General features: G+C 60.6%; 22 protein-coding genes. 6 read left to right on the top strand and 16 right to left on the bottom strand.

The genetic code is table 11. The features are described from left to right. Positions 1 to 14 precede the first annotated feature (14 nt). The 10 genes from aauR to HU749_RS23250 form a co-directional block, all read right to left on the bottom strand. Positions 15 to 1,343: a two-component response regulator AauR gene (gene aauR, locus HU749_RS23295; protein WP_095974142.1), complete on the bottom strand. Its 1,329-nt coding sequence runs from the start codon at positions 1,341 to 1,343 to the stop codon at positions 15 to 17. Continuing rightward, positions 1,340 to 3,244, bottom strand: a complete 1,905-nt coding sequence (aauS, locus tag HU749_RS23290) for a two-component sensor histidine kinase AauS (RefSeq protein WP_046062611.1) — start codon at positions 3,242 to 3,244, stop codon at positions 1,340 to 1,342. The genes aauR and aauS overlap by 4 nt, the downstream gene beginning before the upstream one ends. Before the next feature lie 160 nt (positions 3,245 to 3,404). Further along, positions 3,405 to 4,139 (bottom strand): amino acid ABC transporter ATP-binding protein, encoded by a 735-nt coding sequence (locus tag HU749_RS23285; RefSeq protein ID WP_014339893.1) that lies wholly within the window; start codon positions 4,137 to 4,139, stop codon positions 3,405 to 3,407. Beyond that, positions 4,136 to 4,807 carry an amino acid ABC transporter permease gene (locus HU749_RS23280; RefSeq protein WP_014339892.1) on the bottom strand — a complete coding sequence of 224 codons (672 nt, stop codon included), beginning with the start codon at positions 4,805 to 4,807 and terminating at the stop codon, positions 4,136 to 4,138. The genes HU749_RS23285 and HU749_RS23280 overlap by 4 nt, the downstream gene beginning before the upstream one ends. Further along, positions 4,807 to 5,553, bottom strand: a complete 747-nt coding sequence (locus HU749_RS23275; protein WP_014339891.1) for an amino acid ABC transporter permease — start codon at positions 5,551 to 5,553, stop codon at positions 4,807 to 4,809. Before HU749_RS23275 ends, HU749_RS23280 begins: the two co-directional genes overlap by 1 nt. Positions 5,554 to 5,743: 190 nt before the next feature. Then, entirely contained in the window at positions 5,744 to 6,658 is a 915-nt protein-coding gene (locus HU749_RS23270) for a glutamate/aspartate ABC transporter substrate-binding protein (RefSeq protein ID WP_014339890.1), read from the bottom strand. A 449-nt stretch (positions 6,659 to 7,107) separates the two neighbouring features. Further along, complete coding sequence (gene glpD, locus HU749_RS23265) at positions 7,108 to 8,646, bottom strand: glycerol-3-phosphate dehydrogenase (protein WP_186650394.1); 1,539 nt, start codon at positions 8,644 to 8,646, stop codon at positions 7,108 to 7,110. Positions 8,647 to 8,964: 318 nt separating this feature from the next. Next, on the bottom strand, positions 8,965 to 9,720 hold the full coding sequence (locus HU749_RS23260; RefSeq protein ID WP_003204973.1) for a DeoR/GlpR family transcriptional regulator: 756 nt from the start codon (positions 9,718 to 9,720) through the stop codon (positions 8,965 to 8,967). Between the two features lie 85 nt (positions 9,721 to 9,805). Then, the gene (gene glpK, locus HU749_RS23255; protein ID WP_046062608.1) at positions 9,806 to 11,311 is read right to left on the bottom strand and encodes a glycerol kinase GlpK; all 1,506 of its coding nucleotides are present in this window, start codon (positions 11,309 to 11,311) and stop codon (positions 9,806 to 9,808) included. 73 nt (positions 11,312 to 11,384) lie between these two features. Further along, positions 11,385 to 12,236, bottom strand: coding sequence for an MIP/aquaporin family protein (locus tag HU749_RS23250; protein WP_046062607.1), 852 nt, complete (start codon positions 12,234 to 12,236; stop codon positions 11,385 to 11,387). Positions 12,237 to 12,559: 323 nt separating this feature from the next. Between HU749_RS23250 and ybaK the strand changes: the two genes are divergently transcribed. Further along, positions 12,560 to 13,030, top strand: coding sequence for a Cys-tRNA(Pro) deacylase (gene ybaK, locus HU749_RS23245; RefSeq protein WP_186650399.1), 471 nt, complete (start codon positions 12,560 to 12,562; stop codon positions 13,028 to 13,030). Between the two features lie 174 nt (positions 13,031 to 13,204). Continuing rightward, positions 13,205 to 13,987, top strand: a complete 783-nt coding sequence (locus HU749_RS23240; RefSeq protein ID WP_046062606.1) for a PhzF family phenazine biosynthesis protein — start codon at positions 13,205 to 13,207, stop codon at positions 13,985 to 13,987. Between the two features lie 138 nt (positions 13,988 to 14,125). Here the strand turns inward: HU749_RS23240 and HU749_RS23235 are convergent, their stop codons facing one another. Then, a complete protein-coding gene (locus HU749_RS23235; RefSeq protein ID WP_079303514.1) occupies positions 14,126 to 15,235 on the bottom strand; it encodes an ABC transporter ATP-binding protein in 1,110 nt (369 codons plus the stop codon). Then, the gene (gene argF, locus HU749_RS23230; RefSeq protein WP_079303513.1) at positions 15,232 to 16,152 is read right to left on the bottom strand and encodes an ornithine carbamoyltransferase; all 921 of its coding nucleotides are present in this window, start codon (positions 16,150 to 16,152) and stop codon (positions 15,232 to 15,234) included. Before argF ends, HU749_RS23235 begins: the two co-directional genes overlap by 4 nt. A gap of 402 nt (positions 16,153 to 16,554) precedes the next feature. Between argF and plzR the strand changes: the two genes are divergently transcribed. The 3 genes from plzR (at position 16,555) to grxD (ending at position 19,513) form a co-directional block, all read left to right on the top strand. Next, positions 16,555 to 16,842: a PlzR type 4 pili assembly inhibitor gene (plzR, locus tag HU749_RS23225; RefSeq protein ID WP_014339882.1), complete on the top strand. Its 288-nt coding sequence runs from the start codon at positions 16,555 to 16,557 to the stop codon at positions 16,840 to 16,842. 131 nt (positions 16,843 to 16,973) lie between these two features. Beyond that, positions 16,974 to 19,082, top strand: a complete 2,109-nt coding sequence (locus tag HU749_RS23220; RefSeq protein WP_095961848.1) for a molybdopterin oxidoreductase family protein — start codon at positions 16,974 to 16,976, stop codon at positions 19,080 to 19,082. A gap of 89 nt (positions 19,083 to 19,171) precedes the next feature. Further along, the gene (gene grxD, locus HU749_RS23215; RefSeq protein ID WP_003204956.1) at positions 19,172 to 19,513 is read left to right on the top strand and encodes a Grx4 family monothiol glutaredoxin; all 342 of its coding nucleotides are present in this window, start codon (positions 19,172 to 19,174) and stop codon (positions 19,511 to 19,513) included. Between the two features lie 198 nt (positions 19,514 to 19,711). On the opposite strand, the gene bfr is transcribed toward grxD, so the two are convergent. Both bfr and HU749_RS23205 read right to left on the bottom strand, forming a co-directional pair. After that, positions 19,712 to 20,185 (bottom strand): bacterioferritin, encoded by a 474-nt coding sequence (bfr, locus tag HU749_RS23210; protein WP_003204954.1) that lies wholly within the window; start codon positions 20,183 to 20,185, stop codon positions 19,712 to 19,714. A 198-nt stretch (positions 20,186 to 20,383) separates the two neighbouring features. Next, entirely contained in the window at positions 20,384 to 20,602 is a 219-nt protein-coding gene (locus tag HU749_RS23205) for a bacterioferritin-associated ferredoxin (RefSeq protein WP_014339879.1), read from the bottom strand. 313 nt (positions 20,603 to 20,915) lie between these two features. Here HU749_RS23205 and HU749_RS23200 point away from each other — a divergent pair, with 313 nt between their 5' ends. Next, the gene (locus HU749_RS23200) at positions 20,916 to 21,518 is read left to right on the top strand and encodes a peroxiredoxin (protein WP_003204949.1); all 603 of its coding nucleotides are present in this window, start codon (positions 20,916 to 20,918) and stop codon (positions 21,516 to 21,518) included. Positions 21,519 to 21,738: 220 nt separating this feature from the next. Here HU749_RS23200 and rnt read toward each other — a convergent pair whose 3' ends face one another. Then, positions 21,739 to 22,416, bottom strand: coding sequence for a ribonuclease T (rnt, locus tag HU749_RS23195; RefSeq protein WP_046062602.1), 678 nt, complete (start codon positions 22,414 to 22,416; stop codon positions 21,739 to 21,741). Then, positions 22,413 to 23,459, bottom strand: coding sequence for a dihydroorotase (gene pyrC, locus HU749_RS23190; protein ID WP_003204946.1), 1,047 nt, complete (start codon positions 23,457 to 23,459; stop codon positions 22,413 to 22,415). The genes rnt and pyrC overlap by 4 nt, the downstream gene beginning before the upstream one ends. Between the last annotated feature and the right edge of the window lie 83 nt (positions 23,460 to 23,542).

Below are 23,542 nucleotides of genomic sequence, written 5' to 3'. Positions count from 1 at the left end.
GGTTTCCCGCCCAGTTAATGGCTCAGGCCATATTTTTTGACTTTGTCGAACAGTGTGGTCTTGGCCATGCCCAGTTCCAGGCTGGCCTGGGTCAGGTTGCCACCGCTGCGTTGCAGGGCGTCCACCAGCAGGTTGCGCTCGAAGGCTTCCACGGCTTCGGCAAAGGCCAGGCCCTGGCTACCACCGCTGGCACCGGCGCGCTTGAACGCCGGCAGGCCCAGGGCGTAACGCTCGGCGACGTTGCGCAGTTCGCGCACGTTGCCCGGCCAGTCGTGGCTCATCAGGTTCGACAGGGTCTGGTTGTCCAGCTCCGGCACCGTGCGGTCAAAGCGCAGGGACGACTGCTGGAGAAAGTGCTTGAACAGTTGCAGGATGTCTTCGCGCCGCTCGCGCAGTGGCGGCAGTTCCAGGGTTACCACGTTGAGGCGGTAATACAGGTCGCTGCGGAACTGCCCGACCCGGCCCATTTCGTCCAGGTCGGACTTGGTGGCGGCGATTACCCGGCAATCCACGGCCACGCTCTGGTTCGAACCCAGGCGTTCGAGGGTGCGTTCCTGCAGCACGCGCAGCAACTTGATCTGCAAGGGCAGGGGCATGCTTTCCACTTCGTCGAGAAACAGCGTGCCACCGTCGGCGTGTTCGATCTTGCCGATCCGGCGTTTGCCGGCGCCGGTAAAGGCATTGGCTTCGTGGCCGAAAATCTCGCTTTCGAACAGGTTCTCCGGCAGGCCGCCGCAGTTCAGTGCGACGAACTGCTTGTCGTGGCGTCGGCTGAAGTCATGCAGGCAACGGGCGACCAGTTCCTTGCCGGTGCCGGTTTCGCCTTCGATCAGCACGTTGGCCGAGGTGTCGGCGACGTTGGCGATCAGCGCGCGCAGGTGCTGCATGGCGGGCGAGCGGCCAATGATCCGGCCTTCCAGGGAATCGCGTTCGGCCAATTGCCGACGCAGCGATGACACTTCCCGGGCGAGGCTGCGCTGCTCCAGGGCGCGGCGGGCGACGTCTACCAGGCGTTCAGGGGAGAAGGGTTTCTCCATGAAGTCATAGGCGCCTTTTTGCATGGCACCGACGGCCATGGAGATGTCGCCGTGGCCGGTGATCAGCACCACCGGCAGGCTGCGGTCCCGTGCCTTGAGGCGGGTCAGCAGTTCCAGGCCGTCGATGCCCGGCAGGCGAATGTCACTGATGACGATGCCGGCAAAGTTATCGTCGACACGCTCCAGCGCCTCTTCGGCGCTGCCCACGCCGATGCAGGGAATGTCTTCCAGGCTCAAGGCCTGCTGGCAACCCAGCAGGACGTGGGGGTCGTCTTCGACGATCAGTACGCTCAGGTCGTGGTTCATAGCGGCTCGACAGGTGAAAGGCTTACCAGCGGTAAACTGAGGACAAATGTAGTTCCACTGCCCTCAACCGGGTGTTCGACGCCCAGGTATCCGCCCGTGGCGGCGGCCAGGCTGGCGGAAAGCGTCAGGCCCAGGCCCAGGCCTTGCTCGCCGGGTTTGGTGGTGAAGAAGGGTTCGAACAGATGCTTGCGTGCTTCTGGGTCAATACCGTGGCCGTTATCTCGCACACGCAGGCGATATTTGCCATCGCCGGCCTGGCCTTCGAGCCACAGCTGCGGTTCGGGTTGCGTCTGCATGGCGTCCAGGGCATTGCCGATCAGGTTCACCAGGATCTGCTCCAGGCGCGTCTGGTCAATTTGCACCTGGACGTCGTCGAAACCGGAATGAATCTGGATGTTCAAGCTTTCAAGACGAGCGCCCAGCAGTTGCAGCGCGGCCTCGACGCCTTTGCCGAGGCTGGCCTGGCCCTGGTCGTCCCCGCGCCGGGCAAAGGAGCGCAGGCTGGCGGTGATCCGGCCCATGCGGTCGATCAATTCGTTGATGGTCTTGAGGTTGGTGCTGGCGATGTCCAGTTGGCCGCGTTCCAGGAAGCGCACGGTGTTGCCGGACAAGGTGCGCAGCGCCGCCAGCGGTTGGTTGAGTTCGTGGGCGATGCTGGTGGACATCTGGCCGATGGCCGCCAGTTTACCGGCCTGGACCAATTCGTCCTGGGCCCGGCGCAAGGTCTCTTCGGCCTGTCGCCGCTCGCGGATCTGGCCCTTGAGTCGTTCGTTGCTGGCGCGCAGGTCGGTGGTGCGTTCGGTAATCCGACGCTCAAGCTGGTTGTTGGCTTGCTGCAAGGCTTCCCGGGCCGCGAGACGGGTGGCGATGACCTTGCGCCGTTCGTTCCAGGCAATCAGCAGGAACGCCACCAGGGCGAACGCCACGGCCACCAGGATGCCTTGGTTGATCGCCTGGCGACGCAGGTCTTCAAGCGGGGTCAGCAGGGTGAAATTCCACGGTGTATCGCTCAAGGGCCGGGTCTGCGACAAGTAGCTGATGGCGCGCTCGTCGGACACCAGTTCGCTGTTGGCCGGGAACGTCAGTTTCTCCATGCCTTCGGCCAGGCGTTCCCGGGCCAGGGGCACCAGCTCATTGAGCGGGAACCAGTAGTACTGCAGGCTGCGGGCCAGGCGTTCCTTGGTGTCGTCGCTCAGGGGGCGAACGGACTTGAGCCGCCGCGCCGGGTCGCTGGACAGGATGATGATGCCGTTCTCATCACTGACAAACGCCTCCAACCGCGCTCGCTGCCAGCGTTCCTCCAGGGCTTCGAGGCGCACCTTGACCACGGCGACGCCAATGATCTTGCCTTGTTGCTCCAGGCCATGGGCCAGGTAGTAGCCAGGTTCGCCGTTGGTGCTGCCGATGCCGTAGAAACGCCCCGGCTGGCCGCGCACGGCGTTCTGGAAATAGGCGCGAAAGGACAGGTCTTCGCCCAGGTAACTGTCGACATCGCGCCAGTTGCTGGTGGCCATCACCCGGCCGGTTGTGTCCATCACGTAGATGGCCCGGCTGCGGCTGCGGCGGTTCAGGCCTTCGAGGTATTCGTTGACGGTCCTGCGGTGCTCGGGCGTCGGGTCGTCGAGCAGTTGCGAGACACTCGATTCAAGTTCCAGCAGGCTGGGCAGGTAGGTGTACTTGCTGATCTCGCTTTCGACCGCACGGGCGTGCAGCTCCAACTGGCGTTCGCCATTCTCGGCGAGGCCACGTACGCCATAGTGCTCGCTGATCCAGAAGCCGAGGTAACCCAGGCCGATCATCAGGGCGATGACCAGTGGCGGCAGGAACAGATGGCGGATCAGGCGGGGTTTCACGGCGAGTGATGGCGGCGCGGCGCGATAAAGGGTGGGGTCGCATTTCATCACAGAAGCCTTGGGTCAACCACAACACAAATCGACAAGCCAACACATCTCCCTTGTGGGAGCGAGTTTGCTCGCGATGACTGCTGATCAGTCGACAATCAGGTGACTGGCAGTCCGCTATCGCGAGCAAGCTCGCTCCCACAGTGGGGAGCGGTGTTGTTTAGTGCTGCAGGATTTTCTCAAGGAAATGCTGCGCGCGTTCGGAGCGGGCGCTGATGTCGCCGAAGAACTCTTCTTTCTCGCAGTCTTCGATGATCTGGCCCTGGTCCATGAAGATCACCCGGTTCGCCACTTTGCGGGCGAAGCCCATTTCGTGGGTCACGCACATCATGGTCATGCCTTCGTGGGCCAGTTGCACCATCACGTCGAGCACTTCGTTGACCATTTCCGGGTCAAGGGCCGAGGTTGGTTCGTCGAACAGCATCACCACCGGGTCCATCGCCAGTGCACGGGCAATCGCCACGCGCTGCTGCTGGCCGCCGGAGAGCTGGCCCGGGTGCTTGTGGGCGTGGGCCGAGAGACCGACCCGCTCAAGCAGTTGCAGGCCTTTCTTGGTGGCTTCTTCCTTGCTGCGGCCCAGCACCTTGATCTGCGCGATGGTCAGGTTCTCGGTGATGGTCAGGTGCGGGAACAGTTCGAAATGCTGGAACACCATGCCCACGCGCGAACGCAGCTTCGGCAGGTTGGTCTTCGGGTCGGCGATGGACGTGCCATCGACCACGATGTCGCCTTTCTGGAACGGTTCCAGGGCGTTCACGCACTTGATCAGCGTGGATTTGCCCGAACCGGACGGCCCGCACACCACCACAACCTCCCCCTTGCTGACCTCGGTGCTGCAATTGGTCAGTACCTGGAAGTCCCCATACCACTTGTTGATGTTCTTGATAGAGATCATACGGCGAACCTTTTTTGCAGACGCTTGACCAGCAGCGAGGCGGCAAAGCTGATTGTGAAGTACACGAGACCTGCGATGATCAGGAACTCATTGGAGCGGCCGATGATGTCGCCATTGGCCCGCGAAGCATTGAGGAAGTCCACCAGGCCGACCGTGTAGACCAGCGAGGTGTCCTGAAACAGGATGATGCTTTGTTGCAGCAGCAGCGGGGTCATCTTGCGAAACGCCTGGGGCAGGATGATCAGGCGCATGACCTGGCCATAATTCATCCCCAGTGCCTGGGCGGCGCCCATCTGGCCCTTGGGGATCGACTGCACGCCGGCCCGCACGATTTCGCAGAAGTACGCCGCCTCGAACATCATGAACGCCACGACGCAGGAGCCGAACGCGCCGATCGGCGTGTCTTCGCCGGTGATCCAGCGCAGCACGAACGGCACCGCCAGGTAGAACCAGGTGATGACCAGCAGCAGCGGAATCGAGCGGAAATAGTTGACGTAGGCGCCAGCGATATTGGACACCAGCTTGTTGTGGGACAGGCGCATCAGCGCCAGGATGGTCCCCAGGATGATCCCGCCGACGACACCCAGGGCCATCAGCTTGAGGGTCATCACCATGCCGTTCCACAAGCCGGGAATGGCCGGGATGATGCCAGTGAAGTCGAATTCCATTATTTACCCCCCACGGAGATCAGGCCGGGCACCGCGACTTTCTTCTCGACCATGCGCATGAGCAGCATCAGGCTCATGTTCAAGGTGAAATAGATCAGCGTCGCCAGGGTAAAGGCTTCGAACAGGTTGGCGGAGAACTCGGCGGTCTGCTTGGTCTGCGCGAGCAGTTCCATCAGGCCGATCAGCGACGCCACGGAGGAGTTCTTGAAGACGTTGAGGAATTCCGAGGTAAGCGGCGGAATGATGATCCGGTAGGCCTGGGGCAGCAGCACGTTCCAGTAGATCTGCGGCAGCTTGAAGCCCATGGCACGGGCGGCGGATTCCTGGCCGCGCGGCAGCGCCTGGATACCGGTACGCACCTGTTCGCAGACCCGGGCGGCGGTGAACAGGCCCAGGCACACGACGACGCTCAGGTAGGCCGAGGTGGTCGGGTTCAGGTCCTGCTTGTACCACTCCTGCATATCGGCGGGCAGCAGGTCCGGCACCAGGAAGTACCAGATGAACAGCTGCACCAGCAGCGGCACGTTACGGAAAAGCTCCACGTAGCACGTGGCGATACCCGACACCAGCCGGTTCGGCACGGTACGCATGACGCCTAGTACCGAGCCCAGCAGCAGGGCGATGATCCAGGCTACGACGGCGATGGCGATAGTCCAGCCCAGGCCGGCCACGTACCAGTCGAGATAAGTCTCGCTGCCCACGCCGGTGGACTTGAAGAACACGCCCCAGTCCCAGTTGTAATTCATTAGGGTCTCCCCTCAGATCGTTCGATGTACAAATGCCCGCCTGGGGAAACTCCGTTCCCGCCCGGCTTGGAGGCCAGGCACACGCGATCGGCTCGACAGCCACCGGTTCGAGTGTTTCCAGATTTGCCAGCAGGGAGTGACCATCCCCTGAAAGGGCCGGGCCCCTTCAGGGGATAAGGTTAGTCAGAAATCAGGATTTCTTTTCGTCAGCCGCTTTGTCGGTCGGGGTGGCGATCAACTTCTTGAGCTCTTCGCTCATCGGGAAGTTCAGGTTCAGGCCTTTTGGCGGGATAGGCTGCATGAACCATTTTTCGTAGATCTTGTTGATCTCGCCCGAAGCGTAGGTGGCCTTGATGGCGTCATCGACAGCCTTTTTGAACGGCTCGTCGCCCTTGCGCATCATGCAGCCGTAGATTTCGTAGGACTGTGGGGTACCGGTCACGGCCCAGTCATCGGCTTTCTTGGCCTTGGCGGCTTCGCCAGCCAGCAGGGCGTCGTCCATCATGAACGCAACGGCGCGACCCGATTCCAGCATCTGGAAGGATTCGCCGTGGTCTTTGGCGGAGATGACGTTCATGCCCATCTGCTTGTCGGCGTTCATCGACTTGAGCAGGCGCTCGGACGTGGTGCCGGCGGTGGTCACGACGTTCTTGCCCTTGAGGTCGTCGAAATCCTTGTACTTGGAATCTTTCTTGGACAGCAGCTTGGTGCCGATCTCGAAGATGCCAACGGAGAAGTCAACCTGCTGCTGACGCTCGACGTTGTTGGTGGTGGAGCCGCACTCCAGGTCCACGGTGCCGTTTTGCACCAGTGGGATACGGGTTTGCGAGGTGACCAGGTTGTACTTGACCTGCAGGTTGGGCAGGTCCAGGTCTTTTTTCAGCGCTTCGACGACTTTCAGCTGGATATCGTGGGAGTAGCCGACCGGCTTGCCGGAAGCGTCCGCGATGTAGGAAAACGGAATGGAAGCGTCGCGATGTCCCAGCGTGACAACGCCGGACTCTTTGATCTTTTTCAGTGTGCCGGTCAGTTCGGCTGCGAAAACCGGAGTGCTGATCAGAGCGGCAGCAATGGCTGCGCCCAGGAGATGGGGAACGATACGCATCGATGTTTCCTCGACATTGTTTTTTTTATTTCGGCCGGTTTGTCGGCCCTGAGTACTTCGAAGTGCCTGGCAGCTCCTGTTGTGTTGGCGTACAGGCATTCGTCTCGAGAAGTGTAGAGCATGAGTCGTGCCAGGCCAGTCGAGTATTGGTAAGTCATTGTTTTTGAAAGAAGTTAATGTTTTGTTTCGGGTTTTATGCGACCTGATTTATCCGGTTAGCCGAACTGACTGGTGGGTCTTGTTCGGAAAACCGAATACCTTGAGCCTGCCTCGATCCATTGCGGGAGCGAGCTTGCTCGCGATAGCGGTGGGTCAGTCCCATAGAGGTTGAATGTGCTGGCCTCATCGCGAGCAAGCTCGCTCCCACAAGGGGGGCGTCGGTGGAGTCCAGATAGCAAAAAGCCCCTGAATCGCAGGATTCAGGGGCCTTGGGTTCAGCGGGTGATCGTTCAGGCCGCTTCGATCTTGCGACGGTTGTGCTCGACCTTGTCCAGGTACTGCTGCAGTTTCTCCTGCTCGACTGGGGTGGTAAACAAACCCAGCTTGCTGCGGCGCCACAGGATGTCCTGGGCATCGACGGCCCACTCGTCGCTGCACAGATAATCGACTTCACGGGTATAGAGGCCCGCACCGATGTGCTCGCCCAGGTCGCTCAGGTTGTGCACGCCTTCGAGCATGCGCCAGGTACGGCTGCCGTAGGTGGTGGCCCAGCGGCGGGCGATGTCGGTTGGCAGCCAGTCGAACTTGTCGCGGATCGCCGAGCACAGTGCCTGCGGGGTGGTCATGTTTTCGCCGCCGGGGAGGGCCTCTACGGCGGTCCAGCTCGGACGCATCTGGGTGAAGTACGGGGCCAGTTGCGCCATCGCCGATTCGGCCAGTTTGCGGTAGGTGGTCAGCTTGCCGCCGAACACCGACAGCAAGGGGGCTTCTTCACCGCCGCCCGACAACGCCAGGGTGTAGTCCCGAGTCACGGCCGACGGGTTGTCGGACTCGTCATTGCACAGCGGACGCACGCCGGAATAGCTGTGCAGGATATCGTCGCGGCTGATCTGCCTCTTGAAGTGGGCATTGACCACCTTCAACAGGTAATCGGTTTCGCCCTCGGTGATCGCCACTTTGGCCGGGTCACCGGTGTATTCGCGGTCAGTGGTACCGATCAGGGTGAACTGGTTCAGGTACGGAATGGTGAACACGATGCGCTGGTCTTCGTTTTGAAGAATGTGTGCATGCTCGCCTTCGTAGAGTTTCGGCACGATCAGGTGACTGCCCTGGATCAGGCGAATGCCATAGGGCGATTCCAGCTTCAGGTCATCGCGAATGAACTTGGCCACCCACGGGCCGGCGGCGTTGACCAATGCCTTGGCACGGATCGAAAACAGGCTGCCGTCGGCACGTTCCAGGTGCAAGTGCCACAGGCCTTTGCTGCGGCGGGCGTTCACACAACGGGTGCGGGTGTGGATATGCGCGCCTTTTTCTCGGGCGGCCATGGCGTTGAGCACCACCAGCCGCGCATCGTCGACCCAGCAGTCGGAATATTCGAAACCTTTGGTGATCTCGCTTTTCAATGCGCTGTCGGCACCGAATTTCAAGCTTTTCGAGCCGGCGAGCTGCTCACGTTTGCCCAGGTGATCGTAGAGGAATAGACCGGCGCGGATCATCCAGGCCGGGCGCAGATGCGGGCGGTGAGGCAGCACGAAGCGCATTTGCTTGACGATGTGCGGGGCCTTGGTCAGCAGCACTTCGCGCTCGGCCAGCGCTTCGCGCACCAGGCGAAACTCATAATGTTCGAGGTAGCGCAAGCCACCGTGGATCAGCTTGCTGCTGGCCGACGATGTGTGGCTGGCCAGGTCGTCCTTTTCGCAAAGGAACACCGAAAGACCGCGACCGGCAGCGTCCGCGGCAATCCCCGCGCCGTTGATACCGCCACCAATGACGGCGACGTCGTAAACCTCGGCGAGAGGGGGCGTAGGCAAGGTAGAAGTGGGCATCGGCTGGCCTCGGGCTCTTTTTCGAAATATTTGAATTCGAACATAAATGTTCATTTGCGAAAATACTAGCCCATAAAGACGGCAACAGCCAGTCAACTTCGATTGAAAATACTGATCAAGGGAAGCTGAAAGGAAAATTTTCGAACATGGAAGGAAGGAGAGAAGGTGCCGGGGCACGCTTTTGTGGCGAGAGGGATTTGTGGGAGCAAAGCTTGCTCGCGAAGCAGGCGCCTCGTTCTTTGTAGAAACCGTGCCGTCTTCATCGCGGGCAAGCCTTGCTCCCACAGCAGTCTTGCCAACAGGGTATTGTGAAAGGCCTTAAACCACTTCCAGCCGAATCTTGTGCTGGCTCAGCAATTGCGCCAGGGCCGGCACCGGTTGCTGGTCGGTCACCAGGCAGTCGATCAGGCTGATGGGCCCCAGGCGGACCATGGCGTTGCGCCCGAATTTGCTGGAGTCCGCCGCCAGCAGCACTTGTCGGGCGTTGGCGATGATGGCTTGGGAGACCCGCACTTCCTGGTAGTCGAAGTCCAGCAGGCTGCCGTCTTCATCGATCCCGCTGATACCCACCAGGGCGAAGTCGACCTTGAACTGGTTGATGAAATCGACGCTGGCCTGACCCACCACGCCGCCGTCACGCCGTACGTTGCCGCCGGCGATCAGGACTTCGAAGTCGTCCTTGGCGCTGAGGATCGAAGCCACGTGCAGGTTATTGGTGATGACCTTCAGATGGTTGTGATTGAGCAGCGCCCGGGCGATGGATTCGGTGGTGGTGCCGATGTTGATGAACAGCGAGGCATGATCGGGGATCTGAGCAGCGATGGCTTCGGCGATGCGTTGCTTCTCGTCGCGCATCTGATCGGCGCGCATGGCGTAGGCGGTGTTTTCCACGCTTGAGTCGTAGGCGGCGCCGCCGTGGTAGCGACGCAGCAGGTTCACTTCCGCCAGTTGGTTGATATCGCGGCGAATGGTTTGCGGGGTGACGACGAATAGCTGCGCCATTTCCTCGATGCTGACATAGCCGCGTTCGCGGACCAGTTCGAGGATTTGCTGCTGGCGGGGAGGCAGATTCATGGGGCTTCCTTTGGGCTGCCGTACAAAATTTGCCCATGATGCCGCAGGAATCCACTCCCGACCAGTTTCAGAACCTTATCAGGCTTTATTCAGCGTCTTCATGGGGTTCCCAGTCACGGGTGCGGCTGACCGCCTTCTGCCAGCCGGCGTAGAGTTTTTCCTTCGCCTGCTCCTCCAGTTGCGGTTCGAATTCGCGCTCGATCACTGCTTTGCCGCGCAGTTCTTCCAGGCTGCCCCAGAAGCCGCACGCCAGGCCGGCCAGGTACGCCGCGCCCAAGGCTGTGGTTTCACGCATTTTCGGGCGCTCGACCTGGGTACCCAGGATGTCGGCCTGGAACTGCATCAGGAAGTTGTTCGCCACCGCGCCACCGTCGACGCGCAGGGCCTTGAGGCGTTCACCCGAATCCTGCTGCATGGCGTCGAGTACGTCGCGGGTCTGGTAGGCAATCGACTCCAGCGCTGCGCGAATGATGTGATCGACGCGTACACCGCGGGTCAGGCCAAACAGCGCGCCGCGGGCATAGGGGTCCCAGTATGGTGCGCCCAGGCCGGTGAAGGCGGGCACCAGGTACACGCCGTTGCTGTCCTTGACCTTGTTGGCAAAGTATTCGGTATCCAGCGCGTCGTTGATGATCTTCAGTTCATCGCGCAGCCACTGGACCGTGGAACCACCATTGAACACCGCGCCTTCCAAGGCGTAGGCGACTTCGCCGCGCGGGCCGCAGGCGATGGTGGTGAGCATGCCGTGATTGGATTTCACGGCCTTTTTACCGGTGTTCATCAGCAGGAAGCAGCCGGTGCCGTAGGTGTTTTTCGCCTGGCCCGGCTCCACGCACATCTGGCCGAACAGGGCCGCCTGCTGGTCGCCGGCGATGCCTCCGATGGCGATGCCGCTCTTGGTGCGGCCATAGATTTCCGAGGACGATTTCACTTGCGGGAGCATTTCGCGGGGGATGTCGAGGATGTCGAGCATCTTCGCGTCCCATTCCAGCGAGTGAATGTTGAAGAGCATGGTGCGCGAGGCGTTGGTGTAGTCGGTGACGTGGACTTTGCCGCCGGTGAATTTCCAGATCAGCCAGCTGTCGACGGTGCCGAACAGCAACTCACCGTTGCGCGCACGCTCGCGGCTGCCTTCGACGTTGTCCAGGATCCACTTGAGCTTGGTGCCGGAAAAGTACGGGTCGGTGACCAGACCGGTGGTCTGGCTGATGTACTGCTCGTGGCCATCGCGCTTGAGCTGCTGGCAGATTTCGGTACTGCGGCGGCATTGCCAGACGATGGCGTTGTAGATCGGGCGGCCGGTGGTCTTGTCCCAGACCACGGTGGTTTCACGCTGGTTGGTGATGCCGATGGCGGCCACCTGGTCATGGTGCAGGCCGGCCTGGGCGAGGGCTTCGACCATGACCGCGCTCTGGGTGGCGAAGATTTCCATCGGGTCATGTTCGACCCAGCCGGCCTGCGGGTAATGCTGGGCGAATTCGCGCTGGGCGGTGCAGACCACGTTGGCGTCACGGTCGAAGATGATCGCGCGCGAGCTGGTCGTACCCTGGTCGAGGGCAATGATGTAGTTCTTGTTCTGGATATCGGTCATGTCGATTGCCTTGGGACGTAAAAGGAAGAAGCCACGGCGCAGGTTCGATGGGCAAGAGCCTGCGCCGACTGTTTCAGGATGTTCTGGGCTTGCCGTCAATGGCCGTTTTTGCATCCTTTGTAGCAGTTATGGCGCTGGGCAGGTGGCGGGCAATCAGCCCGCGATAGGCCGCAGCACCGAGGCAGGCACCCACGATAGGTGCAAAAATCGGAACCAGGAAGTACGGGATGTCGCGTCCACCCGTGAGGGAAATTTCACCCCAGCCGGCGAAGAAAGTCATCAGCTTAGGACCGAAGTCCCGCGCCGGGTTCATCGCAAAGCCTGTCAGGGGCCCCATGGAACTGCCGATCACGGCAATCAGCAGGCCGATCAGCAGTGGCGCCAGTGGGCCGCGAGGCAAGCCATTGTTGTCATCGGTCAGGGACATGATCACACCCATCAGGATGGCCGTGATGATCACCTCCACAAGGAAGGCCTGGCTGGTGGACAGCGCTGAGTGCGGGTAGGTGGAAAACACCGAGGCCAATTCGAGGCTCGCTTCGGTGCCGCGAATCATGTGCCGGGACTGTTCGAAATCGAAGAATAGGTTGCTGTACAGCGTATAGACCAGGAGGGCGCCGCAGAAAGCACCGGCCAACTGGGAAAGCATGTAGAGAGGCAGTTTGCGCTTTTCGAAGTCAGTGAAAATGCACAGGGCAATGCTGACGGCGGGGTTGAGATGGGCGCCGGAAATGCCTGCGCTCAGATAGATCGCCATGCTGACGCCGACGCCCCAGATGATGCTGATTTCCCACAAGCCGAAGCTGGCACCCGCAACCTTGAGCGCCGCGACACACCCGGTGCCAAAAAAAATCAGCAGGGCAGTGCCCAGGAATTCAGCCAGGCATTGGCTGGACAGGGACGGCTGTTGTAAAGCAGTTGTCATTCAAACCTCGGTTTTTTGTTGTTTTGCTGCGCCTTCGATAAAGCTCGATTGCGCGATCTCCACCGAGGCAGGATCCCCATCCTGATCTCGGGTTGCTGTTTGAGACCTGCGATATGACTTTCAGTTTCGAAAAAATATAGACAAGAAACGCTGGTGTCAAAGGTCGAAAGTGAACCGTCGGTCACATTTCAACTATTCGTGGCGTGAATGACTCTTCCATTGGCGGCGGATCACCGGAACACGCGACGCCCTCCCAAGCCTTTTCGCTGGCGATGGCTTAGAATCCGGCCACTCTTTTTTTCATTTCCTTGTCAGGAGCAGTCATGACACCCGCGTTGGATCTGCTTAAGAAAGTGCACGCCGAACATCGCATCCACAGTTATGAACACGATCCCAAGGCCGCGTCCTACGGCCTGGAAGCGGCGGAAAAGCTCGGGCTGGATCCGGCGCAGGTGTTCAAGACGTTGTTGGCGGCCAGCGAAAAGGGTGAACTGTTGGTGGCGGTGGTGCCCGTGGCCGGAAGCCTGGACTTGAAGGGCCTGGCCCATGCCGCCGGGGTGAAAAAGGTCGAGATGGCCGACCCGGCGGCCGCTCAGCGTTCGACCGGTTATTTACTTGGCGGGATCAGCCCGCTGGGGCAGAAGAAGCGTTTGCGCACTTTCATCGACAATTCCGCACAGCCGCTCGCCAGTATGTTTGTCAGTGCGGGACGCCGTGGCTTGGAGGTCGAGTTGGCGCCTTCGGTTTTGAAGGAGCATACCGGGGCGGCGTTTGCCGATATTGGGCGGGCTTGATAGCTGGGTGGCTGCTGCGCAGCCAAGCGGGAGCAAGCTCCCTCGCCACAGGGGCGTAAGGCCTGGTCGGTGTTTTTATCCGACGCTGTAGGGTGAAAATTCTGCTGATCTGTCACTGGATAAGCCGTGCCGCTGCACCGCATGCTGGCGCATCAATAAAAAAGGAGAAATGCCATGCAGCTTGCGTTTCATCAGGTCGATGCGTTCAGTGATCGGCCGTTCGGCGGTAACCCGGCGATGGTCTATCGGCTCGACGGCTGGCTTGCCGATGAGTTGATGCAGAAGATCGCCGCCGAACATAACCTGGCTGAAACCGCGTTTCTAGTGCGTGAAGGTCAGCATTGGCATATCCGCTGGTTTACGCCCACCACCGAAGTGCCGCTGTGCGGGCACGCCACGTTGGCCAGCGCTTATGTACTGTTCGAGGTCTACCACGAAACCGTCGAACGACTGGATTTCATCTGCAAATCCGGTTCGTTGAGCGTTACGCGCGAGGGTGATCGGCTGTGGCTGGATTTTCCGGCCGTCGTGCCTGCCGAGTTGGGCGCGTCCTTGGCCGTCCAGAATGCCTTGGGCGTCGAAGCGGTGGATGTGCTGAGTTCCAACGAGCTGTTCGTGGTGCTGGAGTCGGAGCAAGCGGTGCTCGATTGCAAGCCGGACATGGCGGCACTGGCAAAACTGCCTTGGCCCGGCGCTATCGTCACCGCGCCGGGGAGCAAGCATGATTTTGTCTCACGCTATTTTGCCCCGGCGATCGGCATCAACGAAGACCCGGTGACCGGATCGACCCACTGCAGCCTGATTCCCTATTGGTCCAAGCGCTTGGGCAAGCACGGCCTGACGGCTTACCAATGCTCGGCCCGGGGCGGCGCGTTGTTCTGTCGGTTGGAGGGGGAGCGGGTGAAGATCGGCGGGAATGCGACGTTGGTGGCCAGTGGGACGTTGATGCTGGGTTGACTCTGCACTCAAGCCAATGAGATCAACTGTGGGAGCGAGCTTGCTCGCGATAGCGGCGGTTCAGCTTGCATCGATGCTGAATGTGCCTATGCCATCGCGAGCAAGCTCGCTCCCACAGAGGTTTTCATTCTTCAGGTCTTAGCTGGCGGTGCTATAGCGCCGCACACCGCTGTCCATCGGAGGGATGTGCGCCGCGGTGCTGCCCGAGGCCTGGAACAGCACCAGGTGTTCAGCCGCCACGCGGATGCCGACACTGTCCCCAAGCTGATGGTCGGCGTGGCTGGGGAAGATCGATTCCAGTTGCGCGCCTGTGGGCAATTGCAGGCGATACAAGGTTGAAGCGCCCAGGAACGTCTTGCCGACAATGCTGGCGGTGAGCGGGCTGTCCGGTGCGTAGACGATATCGTCCGGGCGCAGCAACACATCCACCGCTCCGCCGATGGGCCAGGTGTAGGCGCGGTTGCCGCGCAAGGTGCCCAACTCGGTCTGCACCGATTCCGGGCTGTCGAGCCGGCCGCGAATGAAATAGCCCTGGCCAATGAAGCTGGCGACGAATGGCGTCAGCGGTTCGTGGTACAGGTTGTAGGGCGTGTCCCACTGTTCCAGTCGACCTTCCTTGAATACCCCGACATGGTCACTTACGGCGAAGGCTTCTTCCTGATCGTGGGTGACCAGGATCGCGCTGGTGCCGCGGGCCTTGAGAATATCCCGCACTTCATGGCTGAGCTTGCGTCGCAACTCGCCATCGAGGTTGGAGAACGGCTCATCGAGCAACAGCAGTTGTGGTTCCGGTGCCAGCGCTCGGGCCAGGGCCACGCGCTGTTGCTGGCCGCCGGACAATTCATGGGGAAAACGCTTGCCCAAGTGCTTGAGGTTGACGAGTTCCAGCAACTCTTCGACGACGCGATCCTTGTCCGGATGCTTGCGAATGCCAAAGGCAATGTTCTCGGCCACGCTCAGGTGGGGGAACAGGGCGTAGTCCTGGAACACCATACCGATACGGCGTTTTTCCGGGGCGAGGGTGAAACCGGCGCGGGAAATGGTTTCCCCTGCCAGTTGGATTTCACCCTCGTGCACCGGTTCGAAGCCGGCGATGGCGCGCAACGTGGTGGTCTTGCCGCACCCGGACGAACCGAGCAGGCAACCGATATCGCCGGCATTGAGGTGCAGGTTGAGGTTTTGCACGACCCGCTGGTTTTGGTAGCCGCAGGCCAGGTTGTGCAAATTCAGCAGCAGCGAGTGGCTCATGCGTGGTGATACGCCGGCTCGACAAGGAACTCGAGCAGGGCCTTTTGCGCGTGAAGTCGATTCTCTGCCTGGTCCCAGGCCACCGAACGGGGGTCATCGAGCAAATCGAAGCTGATCTCCTCGCCACGGTGGGCCGGCAGGCAGTGCATGAACAGCACGTCGGCATCCGCCAGGTCGAGCAAGGCCCGGTTGACCTGAAGCGGCGCGAACAGCTTGAGGCGCCTGGCGGTTTCTTCTTCCTGGCCCATGGAGGTCCAGACGTCGGTGCTCACCAGGTGTGCACCGGCCACGGCCTGTTTCGGATCACGGACGATGGTCACCCGCTCCCCGGCCTTGGCCAGCAACTCGGCATTGGGGTCAAAACCTTCGGGGCAGGCAATGCGCAGTTGGAAGTCGAATTGCATCGCCGCTTCTATATAGCTGTTGCACATGTTGTTGCCGTCGCCGATCCAGGCCACGGTCTTGCCCTGGATCGAGCCACGGTGCTCGAGGAACGTCTGCATGTCGGCCAGCAACTGGCAGGGGTGCAGGTCATCGGACAGGCCATTGATGACGGGGACGCGGGAATGGGCCGCGAACTCGGTCAGGGTGCTGTGGGCAAAGGTACGGATCATCATCGCGTCGAGCATGCTCGACATGACGATGGCGCAGTCGCTGACCGGTTCGCCACGGCCCAGTTGGGTGTCACGGGGCGACAGGAAGATCGCCTGGCCGCCCAGTTGGATCATGCCGGCTTCGAAAGAGATGCGGGTGCGGGTCGATGACTTCTCGAAGATCATTCCCAGCACGCGGTTTTTCAAGGGCTCGAACAGTACGCCGCGGTTACGCAGGTCCTTGAGCTCCACGCCTCGACGGATCACGCCGAGCAACTCTTCGGGCGTGAGATCCATCAGGGAGAGAAAGTGCCTTGCGCTCATGATTGACTACCTTTTTGTAACTGACCGCAGATGCTCAAAGCCTTGTTTATTCAAAAAACGGGCGAGACCTGCGGCAAAAGCCGCACGGGGCGACGAAATAGGGGAAGGCGCGATCTTATAATTAAATGTCGCGTCTTACCAATAGGGCTACGGTTTTTGGGGATTTCAGCGAGACCATCGCCAGACTGCGATGGCATATTTGTGGCCGGTTTCCTGACAGCAGCGACCCATTTGTACACTGGCGTTGCTGGGCTTGGCAATCAAGTGCGGCGGGTGTGCCATGGAGAATGGTCGGTTTACGCCGTGCATCCCGCCCTTGCGCCGGTCTGTTGGTGGTTGTGAAACATTTCCTAATGCAAAGGCCTGGGTTATAAATGAGCCACAGCGGCACAGGAGCCCGAAATGGATTCGAAAGAGCAACAATTGATGGAACTGCTGGGGCTGACTGCACGCTCGCTGACGCACCTGACGGCTTCGGTGACATCCATGTCATTCGAGCTGCTGCGCAGCGACGACGAGGTGACCAAGGCCGCCGGCCGCCGGATGATCGATCGCATGGCCACCATCAGTAACGGGCTCGATGAGCATTGGCGGCTGATCGGCGAGCTGACGGGGGTGCCCATCGCTCAGGAACAGGTGGAAACCGTCGAAGAAATCCAGCTGCTGGCGCCGCCTCCCGACCAGCCTTGACGCCCTGTCATCGGTGGGCCTGATGCCCGGCAATTCACAGGACGAACGTCGCTGGCGCTGCCGGGAATCACGCGCCATAGTTTTGTTCCCGCGGCCGAAAACGCCCGCCACGAATAAAACAGAGACTGGCCATGACCAAGACTCTCCACCACCGTGCGTGCCATCTGTGTGAAGCCATCTGCGGCTTGACCCTCGAAACCACCGAAACCGACGGCCAGGGCCTGGCGATCACTTCTATCAAGGGCGATGCGCTGGACACCTTCAGCCGCGGTCACATCTGCCCCAAGGCGGTGGCCCTGCAAGATATCCAGAACGATCCGGATCGCCTGCGCCAGCCCATGCAGCGTGTTGGCAACGAATGGCAACCCATTGCCTGGGACGACGCCTTTGCGTTGGTGGCCGAGCGCCTGGCGGATATCCAGGCGCGCCACGGCCAGAACGCGGTGGCGGTCTACCAGGGCAACCCCAGCGTGCATAACTATGGGCTGATGACCCATAGCAACTATTTCCTGGGCCTGCTGAAAACCCGCAGCCGTTTCTCGGCGACCTCGGTGGACCAACTGCCCCATCACCTGACCAGCTACCTGATGTACGGTCACGGCCTGCTGCTGCCGATTCCAGACATCGACCACACCGACTTCATGCTGATCCTGGGCGGCAACCCGCTGGCGTCCAACGGCAGCATCATGACCGTGCCGGACGTGGAAAAGCGCCTCAAGGCGATCCAGGCCCGTGGCGGCAAAGTGGTGGTGGTCGATCCGCGCCGCAGCGAAACGGCGGCCATTGCCAATCAGCATGTCTTCGTACGCCCTGGCGGCGATGCCGCGCTGCTGTTTGGTTTGCTCAATACATTGTTCAGCGAAGGTTTGACCCGTGACAGCCACCTGCCAGTGGACGGCCTGGACGAGGTGCGCGAGGCCGTCGCCACTTTCACGGCTGAAGCCATGAGCCCGCTCTGTGCGGTGCCGGCAGCGCAGATCCGGCAGTTGGCCCGGGACTTCGCCGCCGCCCCGTCAGCGGTGTGTTACGGGCGGATGGGGGTGTCGACCCAGGCGTTTGGCACGCTGTGCCATTGGCTGATCCAGGTGATCAATCTGGTCACTGGCAATCTTGATCGCGTGGGCGGGGCGCTGTGCACCGAGCCGGCAGTGGACCTGGTGGCCACTACCTCGGGCGGGCATTTCAACCGTTGGCAGAGCCGGGTGTCCGGGCGTCCCGAATATGCGGGGGAGTTGCCGGTGTCGGCCCTGGCCGAGGAGATGCTCACCGAGGGCGAAGGCCAGATTCGTGCGCTGGTCACCGTGGCCGGCAACCCGGTGCTGTCCACACCCAACGGGCGGCAACTGGAGCAGGCCCTGGACGGGCTGGAGTTCATGGTCAGCGTCGACTTGTACATCAACGAAACCACGCGTTATGCCGACCTGATCCTGCCCTCGACCTCGGCCCTGGAAAACGATCATTACGACACCACGTTCAACCTGTTCGCGGTGCGCAACGTGACCCGTTTCAACCGGGCGATCCTGCCCAAGCCCGACGGGGCGCTGCATGATTGGGAAATCTTTGTCGGCCTGGCCAAGGCCTTCGCTGCCCGGACCGGCAAGGAGCTCAAGCCGACCATGCCCCCCGCGCAAATGATCGATTTTGGCCTGCGCAGCGGGGCGTATGGCGACGCCTCGCCGCACAAGTTGTCCCTGGCGACCCTGTTCGACCATCCCCATGGCATCGACCTCGGCGCACTCAAGCCCAACCTGGCTGCGCGCCTGAAAACCGAAAACCAACGGGTGCAGGCCGCACCAGCGGTGATTCTTGCCGACCTTGTGCGCTTTGCCGCGTTGCAGGCGCCAAAACCGGACGAGTTGCTGATGATTGGCCGCCGCCATGTGCGCAGCAACAACTCCTGGATGCATAACTTCCATCGACTGGTGAAGGGCAAGCCGCGTCATCAGTTGCTGATGCACCCGGATGACCTCGCCAGTCGCGGCCTTGAGGACGGGCAGCGCGTGACGGTCAGTTCGCGGGTGGGCGTCATCGAAGTCGAGGTGCTGGGCAGCCTGGACATGATGAAAGGCGTGGTCAGCCTGCCCCACGGCTGGGGCCATGCCCGGCCGGGCGTGCAGATGACCATTGCCAGCGAACAGCCGGGCTCCAGCGCCAACGACCTGACCGATGATTGTCAGCTCGATGAGTTGTCCGGCAACGCGGCGCTTAACGGCGTTCCGGTGAAGGTGGCGGCTGCGTAAAATTGTCTCTGGAGCAGGTTCGGCTTTCCGTTACAATGCGTCACCGTGTCGACAACTTAAGTCGCAAAAGTTTTAAGCCGAGGTGCTCCATGGATATCATCGAAACGATTAAAGACCAGATTGCCAACAACACCATCCTGCTTTACATGAAAGGCTCGCCGAACGCGCCACAGTGCGGTTTCTCGGCCAAGGCTGCTCAGGCGGTGATGGCGTGTGGCGAGAAGTTTGCCTACGTGGACATCCTGCAGAACCCGGAAATCCGCGCCAACCTGCCCAAGTACGCCAACTGGCCAACCTTCCCACAGCTATGGGTAGGTGGTGAACTGATCGGCGGTAGCGACATCATGACCGAGATGGCCGCCGACGGCTCTCTGCAGGCCACGATCAAGGAAGCGGTAGAAAAAGCGGCGGCGAACAAGACCGAAGCCTGATCCATGGATGTATGAAACCATGTGGGAGCGAGCTTGCTCGCGATAGCGGTGGATCAGGTGAGAAATACTGACTGACCTACCGCTATCGCGAGCAAGCTCGCTCCCACAGTGGATTTAGGTGGGCCTGGAAACCCAGGCAATAAAAGCCCCGCCTCTCGAAAGAGGGCGGGGCTTTTTAGTGGCTTGCTTCGGGGAAGCTTACTCTTCACCCATCTGCGATTGCAGGTAGTTCTCAAGACCGACTTTGTCGATCAGGCCCAGTTGGGTTTCCAGCCAGTCGATGTGCTCTTCCTCGGATTCGAGAATATCTTCCAGCAGTTCACGGCTACCGAAGTCGCCAACGCTTTCGCAATGGGCGATGGCGGCCTTCAGGTCGGTGTGGCCGGTGCGCTCGATACGCAGGTCGCACTCAAGCATCTCGCGAGTGTGTTCGCCAATGTGCAGCTTGCCCAGGTCCTGGACGTTCGGCAGGCCTTCGAGGAACAGGATGCGCTTGATCAGCTTGTCCGCGTGCTTCATCTCGTCGATGGATTCGTGGTACTCGTGCTTGCCCAGCTTGTTCAGGCCCCAATCCTCGTACATGCGCGCATGCAGGAAGTATTGGTTGATCGCGACCAGCTCATTGGCAAGGATCTTGTTGAGATGCTGGATGACTGTAATGTCGCCTTTCATGATGAGGCCTGCCCTGTAATAGCTGTGTATAAGGCAGAGTTTGAGCCGCGCATTTACGAGTGTCAAACCTAAGTTATTGAATAATAAATGAAAATTAATCGGAATAAGAATGTTTGTGTTCCGCGTCTGGACGCTAAGCATTTGATTTACAGGCATAAAAAAACCGGACATTGAGTCCGGTTCCTTGAAAACTGTCTATTACGCCGCGGTAAATTCTACCGGGTAGGAAATCGAGGCCTGTGCCGTTTGCACTTTGGCGAGGGTTTCACGAACCACTTCCTTGGCCAGGCAGGCACATTTGCCGCATTGGCTGGCTACGCCGGTGGCCTGGCGGACTTCGCGATAGCTGCAGCAACCTTCGTAGATCGCTTCGCGGATTTGCCCGTCGGTGACGCCAGTGCAGAGGCATACATACATAAGTGAGAACCGTCGCTGGTTGTGACTCAATTGGGACGGATCTTAATGTTAACGAGAATGATTGTCAAAGTGGTTTCACAAGGTCTTTCGCCAGAGCGTTGCCGGGCTGACGAACGGTTTATCCAGAACGACTGATGCGGCATGAAACCGGACGGCGATTTTTCGATGCCACCGAAAAACCGTTGAAGACAGTCCAAATGCGCGGTGTATGATGATCGGCCCTTGCAAGCGGGTTCGTGTCACAGGGCTGTCGCCTGAGGGTGACAGGCTGGCCCGGACCTTGTTTTCACGCTATTACATCAGGAGATATCCAATGAGCGTACTCGTAGGCAAACAAGCCCCAGACTTCACCGTTCCAGCCGTCCTCGGCAACGGCGAAATCGTCGACAGCTTCACCCTGTCCTCGGCCATCAAAGGCAAATACGGCCTGGTGTTCTTCTATCCACTGGACTTCACCTTCGTCTGCCCGTCCGAGCTGATCGCACTGGATCACCGCATGGATGATTTCAAGGCGCGCAACGTTGAAGTGGTCGCTGTTTCGATCGACTCGCACTTCACCCACAACGCCTGGCGCAACACCCCGATCAACAATGGCGGTATCGGTCAGGTGAAATACACCATGGCTGCCGACATGAAGCACGAAATCGCCAAGGCCTATGACGTTGAGTCCGAAGGCGGCGTGGCCTTCCGTGGCGCGTTCCTGATCGACGACAAAGGCGTTGTCCGTTCGCAGATCATCAACGACCTGCCGCTGGGCCGTAACATGGAAGAACTGATCCGCCTGGTCGACGCGCTGCAGTTCCACGAAGAGCACGGCGAAGTCTGCCCGGCCAACTGGAAAAAAGGCGACAAGGGCATGACCGCTTCGCCTGAAGGCGTTGCTGCTTACCTGGGCGAGCACAGCGACAAGCTGTAAGCGCACACAGGCATAAAAAAACCGGCCCATCATGGGCCGGTTTTTTTATGGGTGTTTCAAACTTGTCGGCTGAAACACAAAGCCCTGTGGCGAGGGGATTTATCTGTGGGAGCAAGGCTTGCCCGCGATGGCGGCGATGCGGTCTTCCAGAAACCGAGTCGCCTGTGACGCGAGCAAGCTTTGCTCCCACAGAGTGGCGCCGCCACAATGGCTCTGCTCTTTAGTCGTTGAAGTCCTGCCAGCCACCCATCTCTTTCCACCGGTTGACGATGCCGCAGAACAGCTCGGCGGTCTTTTCGGTGTCGTAGCGGGCCGAGTGGGCTTCACGGCCATCGAAATCGATATCGGCCGCCTGGCAGGCTTTGGCCAGGACGGTCTGGCCGTACGCCAGGCCAGCCAGGGTCGCGGTGTCGAAGCTGGAGAACGGGTGGAACGGGTTGCGCTTCATGTCCAGGCGCGCGACGGCGGCGTTGAGGAAGCCCAGGTCGAAGCTGCTGTTGTGGCCAACCAGGATCGCTCGCTTGCAACCGTTGGCCTTGAGCGCCTTGCGCACGCCACGGAAGATGTCGGTCAGGGCCGTTTCTTCGCTGACTGCCATGCGCAACGGGTGATCGAGCTTGATCCCGGTGAATTCCAGGGCTGCGGCTTCGACGTTGGCGCCTTCAAACGGTTCGACACGGAAGAAGTAGGTGTGGTCAGGGAACACAAAGCCTTTTTCGTCCATGCCGATGGTGGTCGCGGCGATTTCCAGCAAGGCGTCGGTGGCGGAGTTGAAACCGCCGGTTTCTACGTCGACGACGACCGGCAGGTAGCCACGGAACCGAGCAGCCATGGGGTGACGGGCGCCGCCCGAACCACCGTTGCCGTCCAGTTCGTCGTCGAAATGATCTTCACTCACGCGTTTTCCTCCAGCAGGCGCCAGCGCAGTTTTTCACCGGCGCGCAGCGGGATGACAGCCAGGTCGCCGAAAGGCAGGCTGGCGGGGGCGGTCCATTCGTCACGGACCAGGGTAATACGATCGGTGTTCACCGGCAGGCCATAGAAACGTGGGCCATGCAGGCTGGCGAAGCCTTCGAGTTTGTCCAGCGCGTTGCGCTGTTCGAATGCCTCGGCGTACATCTCGATGGCGGCATAGGCGGTGTAGCAACCGGCGCAACCGCAGGCCGCTTCCTTGGCGTGCTGGGCGTGAGGGGCCGAGTCGGTGCCGAGGAAAAACTTGGCGCTGCCGCTGGTGGCGGCGTCCAGCAAGGCTTCCTGGTGGGTATTGCGCTTGAGGATCGGCAGGCAATAGAAGTGCGGCCGGATCCCGCCCACCAGCATGTGGTTGCGGTTGTACAGCAGGTGATGGGCGGTAATGGTCGCGCCAACGTTGGCCGGGGCCTCGTTGACGAACTGCACGGCATCGCCGGTGGTGATGTGTTCGAACACCACCTTGAGGGTCGGGAAGCGCTCCACGACGCGGCGCATGTGCTCGTCGATGAAGATTTTCTCGCGGTCGAACACGTCGACGTCGCCCCGGGTGACTTCACCATGGATCAACAACGGCATGCCGACTTCGGCCATGGCCTCCAGCGCCGGGAAGATCTTGTCGATGCTGGTGACGCCGGAATCGGAATTGGTGGTCGCGCCGGCCGGGTACAGCTTGGCGGCGTGGACGAAGCCGCTGGCCTTGGCCTCGCGGATCTCTTCGGGCTGGGTGCGGTCGGTGAGGTACAGCACCATCAGCGGTTCGAAGCGGCTGCCAGCCGGGCGTGCGGCGAGGATGCGCTGGCGATAGCCATCGGCCTCAGCGGCGTTGCGCACTGGCGGAACCAGGTTAGGCATGATGATTGCGCGCCCGAAGGTGCGCGCGACATCGGCGACGGTATGGGTCAACACAGCACCATCGCGAAGATGAATATGCCAGTCGTCGGGACGCAGCAGGGTCAGGCGGTCGGACATTGGGGGGCTTCCAGGCGGGTCAAACTGTGGGAATGCTACCGGAAAAGACCGATTCAGGCACCCGCTATCAAGTTCTGCCGCAA

This window comes from Pseudomonas ogarae (genome assembly GCF_014268695.2).
GTDB lineage: Bacteria > Pseudomonadota > Gammaproteobacteria > Pseudomonadales > Pseudomonadaceae > Aquipseudomonas > Aquipseudomonas kilonensis.
This window is presented reverse-complemented; position numbering and strand designations above follow the sequence as displayed.

Excerpts from the sequence above, each read along its gene's own strand:
- aauR (WP_095974142.1), bottom strand. The coding sequence starts at position 1,343 with ATGAACCACGACCTGAGCGTACTGATCGTCGAAGACGACCCCCACGTC.
- aauS (WP_046062611.1), bottom strand. The coding sequence starts at position 3,244 with ATGAAATGCGACCCCACCCTTTATCGCGCCGCGCCGCCATCACTCGCC.
- HU749_RS23285 (WP_014339893.1), bottom strand. The coding sequence starts at position 4,139 with ATGATCTCTATCAAGAACATCAACAAGTGGTATGGGGACTTCCAGGTA.
- HU749_RS23280 (WP_014339892.1), bottom strand. The coding sequence starts at position 4,807 with ATGGAATTCGACTTCACTGGCATCATCCCGGCCATTCCCGGCTTGTGG.
- HU749_RS23275 (WP_014339891.1), bottom strand. The coding sequence starts at position 5,553 with ATGAATTACAACTGGGACTGGGGCGTGTTCTTCAAGTCCACCGGCGTG.
- HU749_RS23270 (WP_014339890.1), bottom strand. The coding sequence starts at position 6,658 with ATGCGTATCGTTCCCCATCTCCTGGGCGCAGCCATTGCTGCCGCTCTG.
- glpD (WP_186650394.1), bottom strand. The coding sequence starts at position 8,646 with ATGCCCACTTCTACCTTGCCTACGCCCCCTCTCGCCGAGGTTTACGAC.
- HU749_RS23260 (WP_003204973.1), bottom strand. The coding sequence starts at position 9,720 with ATGAATCTGCCTCCCCGCCAGCAGCAAATCCTCGAACTGGTCCGCGAA.
- glpK (WP_046062608.1), bottom strand. The coding sequence starts at position 11,311 with ATGACCGATATCCAGAACAAGAACTACATCATTGCCCTCGACCAGGGT.
- HU749_RS23250 (WP_046062607.1), bottom strand. The coding sequence starts at position 12,236 with ATGACAACTGCTTTACAACAGCCGTCCCTGTCCAGCCAATGCCTGGCT.
- ybaK (WP_186650399.1), top strand. The coding sequence starts at position 12,560 with ATGACACCCGCGTTGGATCTGCTTAAGAAAGTGCACGCCGAACATCGC.
- HU749_RS23240 (WP_046062606.1), top strand. The coding sequence starts at position 13,205 with ATGCAGCTTGCGTTTCATCAGGTCGATGCGTTCAGTGATCGGCCGTTC.
- HU749_RS23235 (WP_079303514.1), bottom strand. The coding sequence starts at position 15,235 with ATGAGCCACTCGCTGCTGCTGAATTTGCACAACCTGGCCTGCGGCTAC.
- argF (WP_079303513.1), bottom strand. The coding sequence starts at position 16,152 with ATGAGCGCAAGGCACTTTCTCTCCCTGATGGATCTCACGCCCGAAGAG.
- plzR (WP_014339882.1), top strand. The coding sequence starts at position 16,555 with ATGGATTCGAAAGAGCAACAATTGATGGAACTGCTGGGGCTGACTGCA.
- HU749_RS23220 (WP_095961848.1), top strand. The coding sequence starts at position 16,974 with ATGACCAAGACTCTCCACCACCGTGCGTGCCATCTGTGTGAAGCCATC.
- grxD (WP_003204956.1), top strand. The coding sequence starts at position 19,172 with ATGGATATCATCGAAACGATTAAAGACCAGATTGCCAACAACACCATC.
- bfr (WP_003204954.1), bottom strand. The coding sequence starts at position 20,185 with ATGAAAGGCGACATTACAGTCATCCAGCATCTCAACAAGATCCTTGCC.
- HU749_RS23205 (WP_014339879.1), bottom strand. The coding sequence starts at position 20,602 with ATGTATGTATGCCTCTGCACTGGCGTCACCGACGGGCAAATCCGCGAA.
- HU749_RS23200 (WP_003204949.1), top strand. The coding sequence starts at position 20,916 with ATGAGCGTACTCGTAGGCAAACAAGCCCCAGACTTCACCGTTCCAGCC.
- pyrC (WP_003204946.1), bottom strand. The coding sequence starts at position 23,459 with ATGTCCGACCGCCTGACCCTGCTGCGTCCCGACGACTGGCATATTCAT.